This is a genomic window from Bacillus sp. JJ1773 (assembly GCF_036962035.1).
Taxonomy (GTDB): domain Bacteria; phylum Bacillota; class Bacilli; order Bacillales; family Cytobacillaceae; genus Cytobacillus.
In genome coordinates, this window is sequence record NZ_JBALNX010000049.1 from 89,507 (window position 1) to 105,374 (window position 15,868).

The following is a 15,868-nucleotide window of genomic DNA, read 5'->3' on the forward strand; positions in this document are numbered from 1 at the left end:
ATATTATAAGACTATCGAGCTAATAGGATGTTTTACTCAGTTTTTTCTATTAGAAATAACTTTATTCCTATTTTTCACTTTCAAGCAGGTTACCGAAGTAAATGTTGGAAAAGTCCCCCTTTTCAAAAAATAATTAAATAACCCTTGACAAACACACTTGTCCTCCTCCATAATCACAATTAATATTATTTGAAAGTTCCTATTGTTTGATTAATTGAAAACAAGAAAAAAGCGATGAATAAGGCCAGTAAATGGATAACGGCGAAAGAGAGTGAAGCTCAGCGGCTGAAAGGCTTCACCGTCCACTTGACCATTGAAACCTACCTTATGAGCAGTTAGGAAAACCTAAACGAGCTTCCGGCGTTAACGGAATAGAGATGCCTTTTTCAAGAATATAACCTTTCTGAGAAGGGTAATTAAGGTGGTACCACGAAAAGCAAAAGTCCTTTCGTCCTTTACATGGATGAGAGGGCTTTTTTATTTTCTCTGAACGTTCATAACTACTGTTTAATAAAACAATAAATATTAATTAAGGAGGTCACAACATGAAGAGAATAGCTTTTATCGGTGCAGGATCCATGGCAGAAGCATTAATTTCTGGTTTAGTTGAAAATAAATTAGTTGATAGCAAGAGGATTTGGGTAACGAATAAGGCTGATCAAGAAAAATTAACTGAGCTTCAAAACCGATACGGTGTCCAATCGACCTATCAATTAGATGAAATTTTTCAAGATACTGATATGGTCTTTCTCGCAATGAAGCCTAAAGATGCGGCAGATGCCATTTCACGAATAAAGAATTACTTAACAGAAGAAATCCTTGTGATATCCGTTTTAGCTGGAGTAGGAATTAGCAGTATTGAAAAGCTGGCGGAAAAGCCACTGTCTATTGTAAGAGCCATGCCAAATACATCAGCAGCTGTAGGAAAATCCGCAACTGCACTTGCAGTCAATGAAAAAGTATCGAACGAGCAAATGAAGCTAGTTTCGAAAATGTTTGAAACCGTTGGCTTAACAACGATTGTACAGGAAGAGCAGCTTGACGCTGTCACTGGATTGTCTGGCAGCGGACCAGCCTATATATACTATCTCGCGGAAGCAATGGAAAAAAGTGCAATGGACATCGGACTTGAAAAGACGGTTGCGAAGGAATTGATTGTGCAAACATTACTTGGTGCGGCTGAAATGCTCTCAAAGTCAACGAAAGAGCCAAAGCAACTGCGTAAAGAGGTGACAAGCCCAGGCGGAACAACTGAAGCAGGAATTAAAATTTTGGATTCCTATAGTGTACAAAATGCGTTTATTGATTGTATAAAAGAAGCTGCTGCACAGTCAAAAAGACTTGGCAAGGCATTCGGTTCAGAAATTAGTGTGTAAAAACATTTTGAACCCCATCACTCTTGCCAGTATCCTGACATTTACACCTAGGAGTTGCGAGAGGTACGAAATATCGACTGAGCAAATTGCATAAAAAGGACTACCAAATATTGGGGCAATTTTTTCTATAAACTGTACTTCATTGATATACTATTTATGAAGTAAAAAAGGAGGCTCTTTATGGAAACAAAGCTATTTTCCCCGTTTACAATTAAAAACACGACCTTTAAAAATCGAATTGTCATGTCGCCAATGTGTATGTACTCTTGCCCTAATGAAGACGGGAAGGTGGAAAATTGGCATCGAACTCACTATACGAGCCGTGCTGCCGGTCAGGTTGGACTCATTATTATTGAAGCTACTGCTGTCACACCCCAAGGACGAATTTCGCCTAATGATTTAGGTATTTGGAGCGATGAACATATCGAAGGATTAAAAGAGCTAACTGATTTAATGAAGGAACACGGCTCAGCAACAGGTATCCAGCTTGCCCATGCTGGGAGAAAAGCAGTTCTTGAAGGAGAAATTATTGCCCCTTCTGCCCTCGCATTTAATGAAAAAATGAAAACACCAAAGGAAATGTCGGTTGAAGACATTCAAGACACGATTGAAGCATTTAAGCAAGGAGCTGTAAGAGCAAAAAAAGCAGGTTTTGATGTCATAGAAATTCATGGGGCTCATGGCTACCTAATTAATGAATTTCTCTCCCCATTATCAAACAAGCGTACAGATAATTATGGAGGCTCAGCAGAAAATCGTTACCTATTCCTGCGTGAGATCATTGATGCTATTAATTCTGTTTGGGACGGGCCGCTTTTTGTTAGAATATCAGCAAATGATTATCATGAAGAAGGTTTAGATGTGGACGATTATGTTCAAATGGCAGGCTGGATGAAGGAGCAAGGCGTTGACCTAATTGATTGCAGTTCGGGTGCAGTTGTTCCTGCTAGGATACATACGTATCCGGGCTATCAAGTACCGTTTGCTGAAAAAATTAAAAAAGCTGCTGATCTATCAACAGGCGCAGTCGGTTTAATTACATCCCCACTGCATGCAGAAGAGATACTGCAAAATAATCGCGCTGATTTAATCTTTATCGGACGCGAGCTTCTGCGAGATCCGTTTTGGCCAAGAACTGCAGCCAAAGAGCTCGGAGTAATAATCGAATCACCTAAGCAATATGAGCGGGGCTGGATATAAAATATAAAACAGGATGGAGTTCCATCCTGTTTTGTGCTTTTCCGCAAACAAATTTGCCGCTTTCGCAAATAACTCTCCGCTGCTTTTCAGCTATCTCTCTTAAATAATATTCAAAGAATCAAAAAATGACGATATAATTACTTTTTTACAACTACGATAGGTATATTGAAGAAATTCAAGACACGATTGAAGCATTTAAGCAAGGAGCCTTATACAAGACATAGAGACCCTCTCCCATCAAGTACTTTTCCAACCTCTTGTGCGACCAATAAGGATATCCGAACTTGAGACTCGGTAGTCAGCCCGGCAATATGCGGTGAAAAAATGACGTTGTCCAATTGTAGCAGCGGGTTCATCTGATCGATCGGCTCCGATTCCAAAACATCTAAATATGCTCCCGCTATCGTTCCTTCTTTCAATGCGTAGTAAAGGGCTTCTTCATCTATAATACCACCCCTAGAAGTGTTTATAATATAAGCCGATTGTTTCATGGCGGATAGCTGTGACTCAGATATTAAATTTTTTGTTGATGAGGTAAGTGGAACATGTATAGAAATAAAGTCAGCTGAGATTAACACATCTTCCAACGTATTTTTCAATTGAACGGATGTTTCTGCAACGATATGATCATATGGGGTTAAAAAAGGATCGTATCCGATTACATTCATGCCGAACGCTTTTGCCCGTTTCGCAACGCGGTGGGAAATCTCGCCGAGCCCAACGAGCCCAATCACTTTATGAAAAATTTCCCTGCCAGTATGTTGCTTCCGGTCCCAGTTTCCTTTTCTAACATCTTCATTTGTTAAAAAAAGCGGCCGGTTCGCCATCAATATTGCCGCCATCACATATTCTGCAACAGAGGTGGCGTTCGCATAACGAGGAACAACCGTTTGAATTCCACGTTTTTTCGCATCATCTACTGCAATGTTTTCCAATCCGACTCCTAACCTGCCAATGACCTTTAATTCAAGAGCCTTCTCAAGCAGCTCTTTATCTACCTTTGTTTGATTCCGTACTATGAGTGCATCAACATCATTGACTCGCTCTAGAAGGGCCTCGCGGTCATTCCATAAATGTGAGTCGTAATGAACATCAAAGCCCAGCCTTTTCAATTCCACAAGTCCTTCTTCCCACATTACTTCGGTGACCAATACTTTCATGATATACCCTCCCTAAATAAATAAATTTAAATTTTCTTTTAATATCTTGCTGATTCTTATTATTTCTTCGTCAGTTACTTGGATTTCGATTCCGTTCACCTAGATGAATTCAGGGGCTACAATTTTCACAAGTAGTCACAAAACCCCGTGAATATACATCCTTATGCATATTCACGGGGTTTTGCCTACCTAGTCATTGTCAGATTCAAGCATTTTTGCAAAGTGCTCCGGCACCGTTAACATGATGGTATGGAATAATATGTTGAATTTAACACATTCAAGCGCCAATCCGATCCGTGTCAAGAATGAAGTAGTCCGATATAATCATCGTTCGTACGACCATCAGCATTCGCCAGGATTCCCTAGTGTATCATGCAAGATATCCTCACAAGCAGGGATTTTGTCAATCATTTTCAGCTCCTTCATGACCTCAGCAAAATTGATGAATCCATTGGGCTTGGAAGTATACTTAATATAGTCTTGCGTTATCCATTCTTTGTACTGTTCTGCCGAAGGACTCCCATCGGAATCTCTTGAAAGAATTTCGGCGGCTTGATCTGGATCATCGTTTAGCAAATCAATCGCTCGTTGAACGTTTTTGTATAAGACATTCATTAATTCGCGATTATCATTATAGTAATCTTCTGTAACCCAAATACTATTGAAGGTGTGTTCCCCGAAAAGTTCATAGCTTTTTAAAATTATGTGTGCACCCTCAGCTTCCTCTTGCATTTGGTATGGCGGGGCAGTGAGATGCGCAGAAATTTGATCACTTAAGAGAGCTTGCATAGCGGTTGGGTGCTCTAATGCGACCATATTTTCATCTAAACTTCTTGCATCACCCAGTTGTTCAAGCGCACCTTTTCGTAAAACAACAGATTGAATTGAATCCAGCCCGGGCATCGCAATTTGATCTTTTGGGCCGAAGTCTTCTAAACTTTGTTTGTTAGGATCTTTACCCATAAGCCATAACTCCATGTTGTCCATTGAGCTCAAAATTTTCCATTTCACTCCCTTATCCCAACCGAGAAGAAAGGGACCAATTCCGCCTGCACCAACCTGAATTTGACCGGCAAGGAGACCATCTCTAATCGCAGCACCCGAAGCCAAGGTTTTCCATTCAATATTCACATTTGGAAGTTCTTCATCAAGCCAAGCCATTTCCCGTAAAATAGTTAATGGAGCATATCCAAGACCCGGTTGAACAACAATGGTCATGTCTTGCTTGGCAACGTTATTATCGCCATCTTTTTGATTAGCCTGTTCCGCCGAACCGCCGCCGCATCCAGCAAGAAACAGAAACATAGTGAATGATATAATCATAATAAAGAAATTTTTATTTAAACCCCGGACTTTCAACATCAACCAACACCCCTTTTCCAATTTTCAACATACTGAAAATTTGTTTTATTTACCTTGAGCCTTCATACCCCACCTGATAACAGTTTTCTTCTCAATTTGATTGAACAACACATCAAACAATATCCCAATCAAAGAAATCGTCACAAGACCGGCAAACATATCAGGAATTTTCAAGAAGAAGCGCGCCTGACTGATAAAAAAGCCAAGACCGCCTCCGCTGCCCGCAACACCAAAAACCAACTCAGCCGCAATAATGGTCCGCCAACCAAATGCCCATCCTGTCTTTAGACCAGAGATCATGTGAGGTAACGCAGCTGGCATGTAAACGTCTTTTACCAATCTCCATCCGCGCAGTCCCAAATTTCTCCCTACCATCAGAATTGTTGGAGAAACCGTGCGAAAGCCCATGCTAACATTGATTGCAATTGGCCATGTGATTGCATTAGCTAGTACAAAAACTAGAGAAGTAGGGGTTAGGCCAAACCAAATAATTGCGAGAGGCAACACACCTATTGCCGGAATTGGATTTAATACCGCCGTAAGTAATGTAAGTAAATCATTTCCTATTTGCGTCCAAGTAGCAAGAGTAGTTAATATTGCAGCAACAACAATCCCTATAAACATACCGAGGAGTAATATTTTCATTGTAGCTACAGTTACGCTCAAGAGAGTCCCATTTATCCAATTTTGCCAGAACACTTTTCCAATTTCCGAAGGGCTTGATAAGAGTAAAGGGTTTATGTCCATTACCTTAAAAGTAATTTGCCACAATAGCAGAATAACGACTAAAAGAAGTGTTTGTCTTGCCCATGCGGGTAACTGGGACCATGAAAAAAAATTATTTCCTTTTACTTTACTTTTCACTGGCGCTTCTTTAAGAACCTTACTTTCTATCGACATATTTGTCACCCCCTATTAATCTAGCTTCCTAACAGTTTACGCAAGTGTTGTTGTATCTCGATGGATTCGTCGCTTTCCAAGTTTTTGGCCTTATCGCCAACATTGACAATTTCCGCAATGTACGATGGTGGATGAGTGAGTACGATGATTCGATCAGCGAGAAGCACTGCCTCTTCAATACTATGAGTTACAAAAAAAATAGTCACACGTGTTTTTTCAGCAATTAACCTTAGCTCTTCCTGTAAGCGAGTGCGTGTAAGCGCATCCAAAGCACCAAATGGTTCATCCATCAAGAGCATTGAAGGTTCAAGGGCGAGAGCACGTGCAATTGCTACACGTTGTTTCATACCACCAGACAACTGATGAGGATATAGATCATGAGCCCTTGAAAGATTTGTCATTTCAAGGTAGTATTTTGCGCTATCAATGGCTTCACTTTTTTTCCGACCGGTGACACGCAGGGAATAAACTAAATTATCGAAAACTGTTCGCCAAGGAAAAAGTTGATCGTGCTCCTGAAAGACAACAGCACGGTCAGGCCCAGGCTCTAGGTCAGTACGTCCCGCAAGTAAAATATCTCCAGCAATAGGCTTGTTAAAACCAGCAATCGTCTTTAACAAAGTCGATTTTCCACATCCCGAAGGTCCGATCATCATTATTGTTTCTCCAGACCGAATATCAAAGCTAATATCATTGATTACTAGGTTAAATTCATTTTCAACTTCGTACCCAATCTTTACATTTTTCACGGATAATATTTGTTGTGGCTGTTCGTTATGTTCATTTTCTCTTTGCTTACCTGCCTGGGAATCGCCATAAAGGCTTCTATCTAGCGTGGGTAATTGTTGTTGATTTCCCATTTCGTACTGACCTCCTTATAATTTGAAGCAGAACAAATTTATGTGAACCTGGAAAGTTAAAGCAATTTAATAGTTTTTACTGCTACCCTATAGGAAATCCAGTCTTCTACATTATGTTCGGACAACAAGTATTTGGTATTATCGATAGTTTTTAAATTTTTCAGAAATTTTAAAATAAGTGTTAGTATTGCTCCTTTAAGAATGGCAACCATCTTTTTCGTTGATAAAAACAGCGAATTTTGTTATTTTGTCGTGCAATCAAGGCGATCATGTAGGTGTGGCAACGAGCAAAATTAAAGAAGGTGAAAAGGTCATCGGTGTGTACATGGATGACAATTCAACAGTCGAGGTAGTCGCAAAGGGTGATATTCCTTATGGGCATAAAATTAATTGATGGTCCTATAATGCTATATATCATGCAGTCTGGCTAATTTGATCATGCATCAAATAAATTCAAAAAGAATCAATTTGAATGAGAAAATCGTGTTTCGTTGACAGCTTCTTTTCACCAACAGCTGCAGCTGAACTTGCTTTGCTCACTTTACCTGCCTCCTTCATCATTATGAAATTATGAAATTATGAAATTTAATGAGTAGGATCAGTGACCCTACCACTTGGATATCATTAAACCATTTACAGAAAAATTAGTCAATACTAACTTTTGGGAATTTTCGGAATAAATTATATGAATACTCTATATATTCTATTTCGTAAACTATTTGAAGAACTGAATGTGCAGTCTCGCATAGCAACAGTTTATTTGGTAGAAAGCGTTAAGTGTAGGGAAATTGTACAACCGCTTTGTAAAGACGTATGTAATGATCACTAAGAAAATACTTTTAAAATATAACAAAGTTTTCAAATATATTTTTTGGTTTCTTTGGGATTTCTTTAGGGTCAGACTCCCGCTAAACGGCTTCCTAAAATTGGAATACAAGCCACTGTATTGAGAATACGAGCGGGGCTGGTCTAAAAAATAAAACAGGATGGGAGAACTTTCCCGTCCTGTTTTGTGCTTTTTCGCAAATAAATTGCCGCCTTTCTCAAATAAATCTCCGCTACTTTTCAACTATATATCTTAGAAAATCCAATGAATCTAAAAAGACGATAATAATAACAAGTGGAACAACATATCGCATCAATAAATACCACACAGTAAAAATTAGATGGAATCCTTTTGATCCTTGAATCAGTTCACTTCTTAATAAATCTTTCTTCATTTTATAAGAAACAAAAATAGAAATGAGGAATGCGCCGGTAGGCATTAAAACATTGCTGACAAGAAAGTCGGCACTGTCGAAAATGCTTTTTCCGAAAAATGTAATATCAGAAAGCGTGCTAAACGAAAGGGCTGACGGGATCCCAACTAAGAAAATCGCGGCTCCCATGATCCAAGAAATCGCACTTCTACCTTTTCCCTTTTTACTCGTAATCGCAGCTACAACGATTTCAAGCATTGAAAACGCCGATGTTAATGTTGCAAATAAGAATAAAGCAAGGAACAGCAGCAAAAACCAATCGCCAAAAAGAATTTGGTCAAAAACGGAAGGTAAAACGATAAACAAAAGCCCAGGTCCTGCTGTTGGCTCAAAACCTAGAGAAAACACTGCCGGAAATATCGCCAGTCCTGCAAGAAGAGAAATAAATAGATTCATTATCACAACGGATAAAGCTGGTTGTAGCAAGTTTTCTTTTTTAGATAAGTAAGAGCTATAGGTAACCATGACGGATACCCCCACACTTAATGAGAAAAACGATTGTCCCATTGCATAAAGAACACTTTCTGACGTTAAGCTTGAAAAATCAGGCTTTAAAAAGAAGCTGACTCCATCCATAGCGTTATTCAATGTAAGCGAGCGAAAAATTAAGATGATAAATAATATAAACAAAGCGGGCATCATGATTTTACTTATTTTCTCAATTCCAGCTTGCACGCCTCTCGCAACGACAATGATTGTAATGATAAGAAAGATGCCTTGAGCAATCACAACTTGAAGCGGATTAGATACAGTAGCTCCAAACAGGGCTTCATAATCAACGCCTTCAGACGCTCCAATTAGATCCTTTACATTATAATACAAATACTGAAAAATCCAGCCACCGATAACACTATAAAAGGATAATAACAGAAAGCATGTAAAAACACCTAAATAGCCAATCCAATGCCATTTTGACCGAGGAGCAATCGATTTATATGCGGAAATTGCCTCTTTTCCAGTGCTGCGGCCAACAATAAATTCACCTAAAAGAAGCGGAAAACCAATAAGCAGGGAAAAAACTAAAAATAATAAAATAAATGCTCCGCCTCCGCTTACTCCTGTGACATACGGAAGCTTCCAAATCGCGCCTAGTCCAATCGCCGAACCGGCAGAAGCTAAAATAAATCCTATTTTCGAAGACCATTGTTCATCTTGCTGCATCATGCTTCCTCCTGAAATCAAAATCTGATTAAAAATAAGTGCTAATTAACATAAGAGTCTTCGTTCGAAGATAAGGAAAATTCCGAGTATTAACTCTGATTTTTTTCCGAGAAAACAAAAAAGCCACAGCTTCATAAAAGGGACGTGAATATTTCACGCGGTACCACCCTTTTTGAAAGCATGTGACTTTCCACTCAACATGTTAACGGAATGACCGTTTTACCGCCAGTCAAGACAGTAAAAAAGCTCCAAGCTGAAATTCATCTTATCTTTGTGTTAGTTTTCACCAGCCACTAACTCTCTTAAAACAGGGAAATAAGACTTAATTAATTCTCTTCATAGCTTTACTAATATAATAATTTAAGTTTAAGTGAGATTATAGTATGCCCGTGTATATATGTCAACAAGAATATTTTAAATTACTTTTTTCCAACCGCTATAGAGATCTCTTTAAAGTCCATTGCCATTTCGGTATTGGAAAAAATAGCTTCCGATTCTTGAACTAATCTCAGCCAATCCTTTCGATCATATCGCGAGCTGATATGTGTTAGGCAAAGCTTTTTTGCGCATGCTGATTTTGCAACCTCTGCTGCCTGTGTCGTTGTGGAATGATAATATTCATAGGCAAGATGCTCCTCTCCCGCAGAAAAGGTTGCTTCGTGAATGAGCATATCTGCCCCTTTAGCCAATTCAATAGCCGCCTCACATTTTCGAGTATCTCCAAGGATTGTCACGATTCTGCCCTTTTGCACTGGTCCTAAAAATTCAGATGGATGAATAACACGGCCATCATCAAGAACAACCTGCTCCCCATTTTTGATCCTTTTATAAAGAGGTCCTGGCTTTATGCCTGCCTCTAGGAGCTTCTCCGCCAGTAGGGTTCCAGGTCTATCCTTTTCCACAATTCTATAACCATATGAAGGAATTCCATGCTCAAGGAGCCGGGCTTCAACGAAAAATTCCTCGTCTTCAAAAATGACCCCTTCTTCAATTTCAATAATCGCTAGAGGATATTTTAAATAAGTTTGGCAAATGGCTAAGGATACTTCCACATATTCCTTAATACCCTTTGGTCCATATAAGGTTACCTCTGATTCCCCGCCTTGAAAGGAGCGGCTCGAAAGCAAACCAGGCAGACCGTAAATATGATCGCCGTGAAGGTGGGTAATAAAGATTTTTTCAATTCTTCGCGGTTTAATTGATGTATGTAAAATTTGGTGCTGAGTAGCTTCCCCACAATCAAATAGCCAAATTGATCCTCGTTCCTCCAGTAGCTTTAACGCAATAGAGGTTACATTTCTCGCCTTAGCAGGCATCCCGGCCCCTGTCCCTAAGAAAAAAACATCCATAAATATTCTCCTTTTTCAGTTCAACTCATTATTTTTTACTATACCATATCCTTTCCAATGGCTAGCAACTAGCGAAATCTCTCTACCCTTTTTCTTGATCTGAATGTGTAGAGAAATCATGAAGAAAATCCTTATTAAAGCTAGTTTCTGTTCCAATCCCTTGCTGTTGTTTTTTTATTTCTGGCATGCCGGCTGCAGTGTCAATAATCTGTGAACCATATTTTTCACGCAAATTGGTTAGGGCCTCGAATAGTGGTTCCTTCTTTGCTTCCAGTTCATAATTAAAAAGATCCAGCTGTTTAACTGCTTCATTATGTTCCACTAATTCCATGCCGGTAACTCCCAACAGCCTTACAGGGTCGCCATTCCAATGTTTTAAGAATAATTGCTTTGCGGCTGCAAAAATATCTTCGCTTTTTTGAATCGGGTTTGGCAGCTTTTTGCTTCTTGTCACTGTTTTTCTATCCTTATAACGAATCATGATACTTAAAGCAGCGGCAAGAACCTTTTTTCTTTTGAGCCGAGTGGAAACTGTTCCTGCAAGATCCTCTATTACATGAAGCAGCTCTTGCTGATTGGAGTAGTCTCTTGGCAGTGTAGTAGAATTCCCAACACTTTTGAATTCAGAAGCAGCTTCTGGATCGACCATTCTTCGATCTATCCCATTTGCCCTTTCCTTTAAACGAAGACCATTAATCCCGAGTGCCGATTTAAGCTGGATATCATTTGCAGCTGCTAGATCTCCAATAGTATGAATATGAAGACTCCGCAATTTTTCTCCCGTTTTCCTTCCGACACCATGCATGCTTTCAACTTCCAAAGGCCAAAGAATATTAGGAACATCTCTTTTCCTTAAAACTGTAATTCCCATTGGCTTTTTCATATCGGAAGCTGTTTTTGCCAAAAACTTATTTGGCGCAATCCCAATACTGCAAGGCAAATCAAGTTGCTGGAAAATCTGCTTTTGGATTTTCTCCGCAATTTCGGGCGGTGTTCCGTGCTCATAGCTATTCGTAATATCAACATATCCTTCATCAATCGAAACGGGTTCAACAAGATCAGAATATTCATTAAGGATCTCAAACATCCCGATGGAAGCGGCACGATATCTATCAAAATTCGGCTTTTTAACAATGAGCTGCGGGCATAGCTTTTTCGCCTCCCAGAGCGGCATAGTTGTTCGAACACCAAAGCTTCTTGCCTCGTAGCTGCATGTTACAATGATCCCTCTCCTTTCGGCGGGATTCCCTGCGATTGCAAGCGGCTTCCCTTTTAATGTGGGATCGTATGCCATTTCGACTGATGCATAAAAACTATTCATATCAACATGTAAAATGACTCGGCCATTTTTCGGATACATTTGTTTCATGCTGACACTTCCCTTTACTTATTCTGCTATTATTTTACCAAATCAATAAGGCTCCTTTCATCTTGCAAGGATAATAAAAAAAACAGAGGATGGCCATTCATCCCCTGTTTGAAAATATTATGTAACTTTCTGTGATTTCATAAAATCTTGAATTTGCTTGATTCCTTCTAATGATTGAACCATTTGCGAAGGGTCTATTAAGGTAATAATGCGAGAATCTAAATTAGCAACACCCGTAAAATAGGTTGTTTTTTTGTATGCGATAAGCCCAAGCTGCTTTAATTTATCAGGCGGAATATCAATGATTTCCTTCGCATCCTTGACAATTACTCCGATTGACAGATCATTTGTCTGCAATACAATAATCTTTGTTGTTTCATTTGGCGATGTAGGCTGATTATATAGAACTCTTTCAAAATCGATAACAGGAATCAGATCTCCTCTTACTTTAAAAATTCCATTCACATATTCAGGCAGATGAGGGATCGGCGTAATTCCTTCTATTTTTTCTATTGAAATGACAAATCGGATTGGAATCGCATATTCTTCATTTCCAACTTGAAACACAACAACTTTATTCGTCTCTTCCAAATGCAACCCCTCCTCGTGTAGCGGATAATTTCCCCTATGTATATATTACTAAAGGGAAGAAGTTTTTTGAAGGGTATATTCTTAATAATTAATTAAAATTTCCTATTTATTAATTGCAGAGCGATTAAATTTTTTCAAAAGGCGGCCAAATGACTTCCTATCCTCGTCAGGCCAACTTTCAATTACTTCAGACACCCTCTCCATTCGTGCCTCTTTATATTGAAACAATTCTTTTTTCCCTAAATCGGTAATTTGAAGGAAATAAGCCCTCCCGTCTAATGGATCAGGAATTCTAATTACATATTCTTTTTTCTCAAGCGATGCTGTTTGTCTGCTTACAGTTGATATATCTAGCTGGAACTCTTCTGCCAATACTTTTACACCAGCAGATCCATTATGGGCATTTATTTGATGCAATAATAAATAGGCTGAACGATCAAGATTACCAAGTTTCTTATGATTTGAAAATGATGTGGTCCGCCGGATTAGGATTGCCAATTCAAGTTCAATGGTTTCCAATTCTTGCTCATCCATTTTTACTACCTCGCAATAACTAATAATCTGTACTAATTATATCATAAGCTATTTTCATTTCTAAAAAATTGAAAGCTTTTGCTTAGGACAATATTGACACTTTGGAAAATAGTTGTATAATACAATAATATAGTTTCATAATACAACTATTTATATTCATCGGCAAGCTAATAAAAACTTGTTTTTTACGAAATTATAAAATAAAGGGAGAGATGTGAGAATGTCATCAATAACTCAATCAGCTTCTACGGCAAAAGCAGAAGGGGAAAAGACGAGGCTTCTTAAACAACCAAAATCTGTTTGGGCAGTCTTCTTTGCCTGTATTATTGCCTTTATGGGAATTGGGCTAGTTGATCCCATTTTACCTGCGATTGCTAAGAACTTAAATGCCACACCAAGTGAAGTTTCCCTTCTATTTACTAGCTATAATGCTGTCATGGCGGTCGCAATGCTCATTACTGGCATGATTTCGTCCAGACTTGGCATTAAATGGACGTTGCTTACTGGAATTATCATTATTGCCATATTTTCAGCACTTGGCGGATTTTCAAACGGAATTTGGGAGCTAGTTGGGCTACGGGGAGGCTGGGGTCTTGGAAATGCCCTCTTTGTTGCAACAGCATTAGCAGCCATCGTATCCCTTTCAACGAGCGGTACTGCAAATGCCATTATTTTATATGAGGCAGCAATTGGACTTGGTATTTCTGTAGGGCCACTTATTGGCGGCTGGCTCGGCGGCATGTCGTGGAGAGGTCCTTTCTTTGGGGTAGCTGTGTTAATGATTATTGCCTTTATTGGCCTCATTACGTTGATGCCGAAGCCAAAAACAGTTAGCGCTGCCCGTCCAAAGACGTCTTTAATGGATCCATTTCGCGCCTTGAAGCATCGCTCCCTATTTGTTTTTGGGATCACTGCCATGCTGTATAACTTCGGATTCTTCACCCTTTTGGCTTTTGCACCATTTGTCATGGGTCTTGACGAACATGGACTTGGCCTAGTATTCCTTGGATGGGGGATTTTGCTTGCAGTTACCTCTGTTTTTATGGCGCCAAAGCTGCAGAAGCAATTTGGAACAGTCAAATCTATGTGTGCGATGCTAATTTTATTTGCCCTCGTTTTATTCATTATGGGAATATGGACATCCACTCAATGGGTAGTGATTGCTGCAGTTATTTGTGCTGGAGCCTTATTAGGAAATAATAACACTTTGATCACAACAGCTGTCATGAATTCGGCGCCAGTCGAACGGTCAACGGCTTCTGCAGCATATAGCTTCCTCCGCTTTATTGGAGGCGCAATCGCTCCATTCTTTGCTGGAAAATTAGCAGAATGGTTTAACCCTCATATCCCGTTTATTGTAGGGGCAGTATTTGTACTCATATCCGTGCTGTTCATTTGGGCTAATAGCAAGCATGTTATCCATGTCGATCAAATGGAATCTAGTCATTAATGGATCAGCCAATTATTACTAAGACTGTTTACAAACTCACAATTTGTCAGTCAGATTGAAGGATTTATCAACAATAAGAAAAGCAGTGAATTTCAAAACGAAATTTCACTGCTTTTTTATTAATTTCATGCCTTAAATCACAGCTAAATTAAGCCGCAACTTCCTCAATGATGGCAATCACCATTTCCGCCAGTTTATTCAATTCCTCGATTGGCATACGCTCATTAGTCGTGTGAATTTCTTCATATCCGACAGCAAGGTTGACTGTTGGGATACCAAAACCAGCAATGACATTAGCATCGCTGCCTCCACCGCTTTTCAATAACTCACAGCTTCGGCCGATTTTTGCCGCAGCCTTCCTGGCAACTTCGACAACATGATCGCCTTCTCCAAATTTAAAGCCCGGGTACATTACTTTAATTTCAACGTCTGCTTTTCCACCCATTTCTTCAGCAGCACTTTCGAATGCTTCCTTCATTTTACGGACCTGCACTTCCATTTTTTCATTTACTAAAGAGCGGGCCTCGGCTAAAATATCCACGCGGTCGCATACGATATTGGTTTGAGTTCCACCTTCAAAACGGCCAATATTGGCAGTCGTTTCCTCGTCAATACGGCCTAAAGGCATTCTTGAAATCGCTTTTGCAGCAATTGTGATAGCTGAAACCCCTTTTTCAGGAGCAACGCCAGCGTGAGCTGTTTTACCATGAATGGTCGCCATCACCTTTGCTTGTGTTGGTGCAGCAACAATAATGTTTCCAACCTTGCCATCGCTGTCAAGCGCGTAGCCATACTTTGCTGTCATAAGTGATGGATCAAGGGCCTTTGCACCAACTAGGCCAGATTCTTCCCCAGCTGTAATGATAAATTGGATGGTGCCATGTGGGATGCTTTGTTCTTTAAGAACTTTAATGATTTCGAGCATGACAGCAAGTCCTGTTTTATCATCTGCTCCAAGTATGGTTGTACCATCTGAAACAACATAGCCGTCCTTAATGGATGGTTTAACCCCTTTAGCCGGAACAACTGTATCCATATGAGAGGTGAAATAGATCGTGTCTACTCCCTCTTTTGTTCCTTGAAGCGTGCAAATCAAATTGCCTGCCCCGTGACCTGTCTGTGCTGTAGTATCATCTTCAAAAACCTCTATACCTAAATCAGAAAATTTTTGTTTTAATACCTTAGCAATTTCTGCTTCAAATTTTGTTTCTGAATCTATTTGGACTAGCTCTAAAAATTCGTTAAGTAAACGTTCCTGATTAATCATTCTTTTTTCCTCCAATTTACGTTAAGTACC

General features: G+C 39.5%; 13 protein-coding genes and 1 other annotated feature. Of the genes, 3 read left to right on the forward strand and 10 right to left on the reverse strand.

All coding sequences use genetic code 11. From position 1 onward, the window contains the following. Positions 1-545 precede the first annotated feature (545 nt). Positions 546-1,376, forward strand: coding sequence for a pyrroline-5-carboxylate reductase (gene proC / locus V7127_RS14485; RefSeq protein ID WP_335487060.1), 831 nt, complete (start codon positions 546-548; stop codon positions 1,374-1,376). A gap of 180 nt (positions 1,377-1,556) precedes the next feature. Then, positions 1,557-2,576, forward strand: a complete 1,020-nt coding sequence (namA, locus tag V7127_RS14490; protein WP_335347950.1) for an NADPH dehydrogenase NamA — start codon at positions 1,557-1,559, stop codon at positions 2,574-2,576. A 209-nt stretch (positions 2,577-2,785) separates the two neighbouring features. On the opposite strand, the gene V7127_RS14495 is transcribed toward namA, so the two are convergent. The 9 genes from V7127_RS14495 to V7127_RS14535 form a co-directional block, all read right to left on the reverse strand. Next, on the reverse strand, positions 2,786-3,736 hold the full coding sequence (locus V7127_RS14495; RefSeq protein ID WP_335487063.1) for a hydroxyacid dehydrogenase: 951 nt from the start codon (positions 3,734-3,736) through the stop codon (positions 2,786-2,788). A 342-nt stretch (positions 3,737-4,078) separates the two neighbouring features. Then, positions 4,079-5,098, reverse strand: a complete 1,020-nt coding sequence (locus V7127_RS14500) for an ABC transporter substrate-binding protein (RefSeq protein ID WP_335347952.1) — start codon at positions 5,096-5,098, stop codon at positions 4,079-4,081. A gap of 45 nt (positions 5,099-5,143) precedes the next feature. After that, a complete protein-coding gene (locus V7127_RS14505; RefSeq protein WP_335487066.1) occupies positions 5,144-5,998 on the reverse strand; it encodes an ABC transporter permease in 855 nt (284 codons plus the stop codon). Between the two features lie 20 nt (positions 5,999-6,018). After that, the gene (locus V7127_RS14510; RefSeq protein ID WP_335347954.1) at positions 6,019-6,858 is read right to left on the reverse strand and encodes an ABC transporter ATP-binding protein; all 840 of its coding nucleotides are present in this window, start codon (positions 6,856-6,858) and stop codon (positions 6,019-6,021) included. A 1,058-nt stretch (positions 6,859-7,916) separates the two neighbouring features. Continuing rightward, positions 7,917-9,278, reverse strand: coding sequence for a sodium-dependent transporter (locus tag V7127_RS14515; RefSeq protein WP_335487301.1), 1,362 nt, complete (start codon positions 9,276-9,278; stop codon positions 7,917-7,919). A gap of 135 nt (positions 9,279-9,413) precedes the next feature. Continuing rightward, positions 9,414-9,627, reverse strand: a binding site (T-box leader). 70 nt (positions 9,628-9,697) lie between these two features. Beyond that, positions 9,698-10,627 (reverse strand): ribonuclease Z, encoded by a 930-nt coding sequence (gene rnz, locus V7127_RS14520; RefSeq protein WP_335487068.1) that lies wholly within the window; start codon positions 10,625-10,627, stop codon positions 9,698-9,700. Between the two features lie 82 nt (positions 10,628-10,709). After that, positions 10,710-11,996, reverse strand: coding sequence for a DNA polymerase IV (locus V7127_RS14525; protein ID WP_335347719.1), 1,287 nt, complete (start codon positions 11,994-11,996; stop codon positions 10,710-10,712). Positions 11,997-12,113: 117 nt separating this feature from the next. Further along, positions 12,114-12,587, reverse strand: a complete 474-nt coding sequence (locus V7127_RS14530; protein WP_335347718.1) for a chemotaxis protein CheW — start codon at positions 12,585-12,587, stop codon at positions 12,114-12,116. Between the two features lie 102 nt (positions 12,588-12,689). Further along, entirely contained in the window at positions 12,690-13,121 is a 432-nt protein-coding gene (locus V7127_RS14535) for a MarR family winged helix-turn-helix transcriptional regulator (protein WP_335347717.1), read from the reverse strand. Between the two features lie 220 nt (positions 13,122-13,341). Here V7127_RS14535 and V7127_RS14540 point away from each other — a divergent pair, with 220 nt between their 5' ends. Beyond that, a complete protein-coding gene (locus tag V7127_RS14540; protein WP_335487071.1) occupies positions 13,342-14,571 on the forward strand; it encodes an MFS transporter in 1,230 nt (409 codons plus the stop codon). Between the two features lie 148 nt (positions 14,572-14,719). Here the strand turns inward: V7127_RS14540 and V7127_RS14545 are convergent, their stop codons facing one another. Then, positions 14,720-15,838: a tripeptidase T gene (locus V7127_RS14545; RefSeq protein WP_335487073.1), complete on the reverse strand. Its 1,119-nt coding sequence runs from the start codon at positions 15,836-15,838 to the stop codon at positions 14,720-14,722. Positions 15,839-15,868 lie beyond the last annotated feature (30 nt).

Excerpts from the sequence above, each read along its gene's own strand:
- proC (WP_335487060.1), top strand. The coding sequence starts at position 546 with ATGAAGAGAATAGCTTTTATCGGTGCAGGATCCATGGCAGAAGCATTA.
- namA (WP_335347950.1), top strand. The coding sequence starts at position 1,557 with ATGGAAACAAAGCTATTTTCCCCGTTTACAATTAAAAACACGACCTTT.
- V7127_RS14495 (WP_335487063.1), bottom strand. The coding sequence starts at position 3,736 with ATGAAAGTATTGGTCACCGAAGTAATGTGGGAAGAAGGACTTGTGGAA.
- V7127_RS14500 (WP_335347952.1), bottom strand. The coding sequence starts at position 5,098 with ATGTTGAAAGTCCGGGGTTTAAATAAAAATTTCTTTATTATGATTATA.
- V7127_RS14505 (WP_335487066.1), bottom strand. The coding sequence starts at position 5,998 with ATGTCGATAGAAAGTAAGGTTCTTAAAGAAGCGCCAGTGAAAAGTAAA.
- V7127_RS14510 (WP_335347954.1), bottom strand. The coding sequence starts at position 6,858 with ATGGGAAATCAACAACAATTACCCACGCTAGATAGAAGCCTTTATGGC.
- V7127_RS14515 (WP_335487301.1), bottom strand. The coding sequence starts at position 9,278 with ATGCAGCAAGATGAACAATGGTCTTCGAAAATAGGATTTATTTTAGCT.
- rnz (WP_335487068.1), bottom strand. The coding sequence starts at position 10,627 with ATGGATGTTTTTTTCTTAGGGACAGGGGCCGGGATGCCTGCTAAGGCG.
- V7127_RS14525 (WP_335347719.1), bottom strand. The coding sequence starts at position 11,996 with ATGAAACAAATGTATCCGAAAAATGGCCGAGTCATTTTACATGTTGAT.
- V7127_RS14535 (WP_335347717.1), bottom strand. The coding sequence starts at position 13,121 with ATGGATGAGCAAGAATTGGAAACCATTGAACTTGAATTGGCAATCCTA.
- V7127_RS14540 (WP_335487071.1), top strand. The coding sequence starts at position 13,342 with ATGTCATCAATAACTCAATCAGCTTCTACGGCAAAAGCAGAAGGGGAA.
- V7127_RS14545 (WP_335487073.1), bottom strand. The coding sequence starts at position 15,838 with ATGATTAATCAGGAACGTTTACTTAACGAATTTTTAGAGCTAGTCCAA.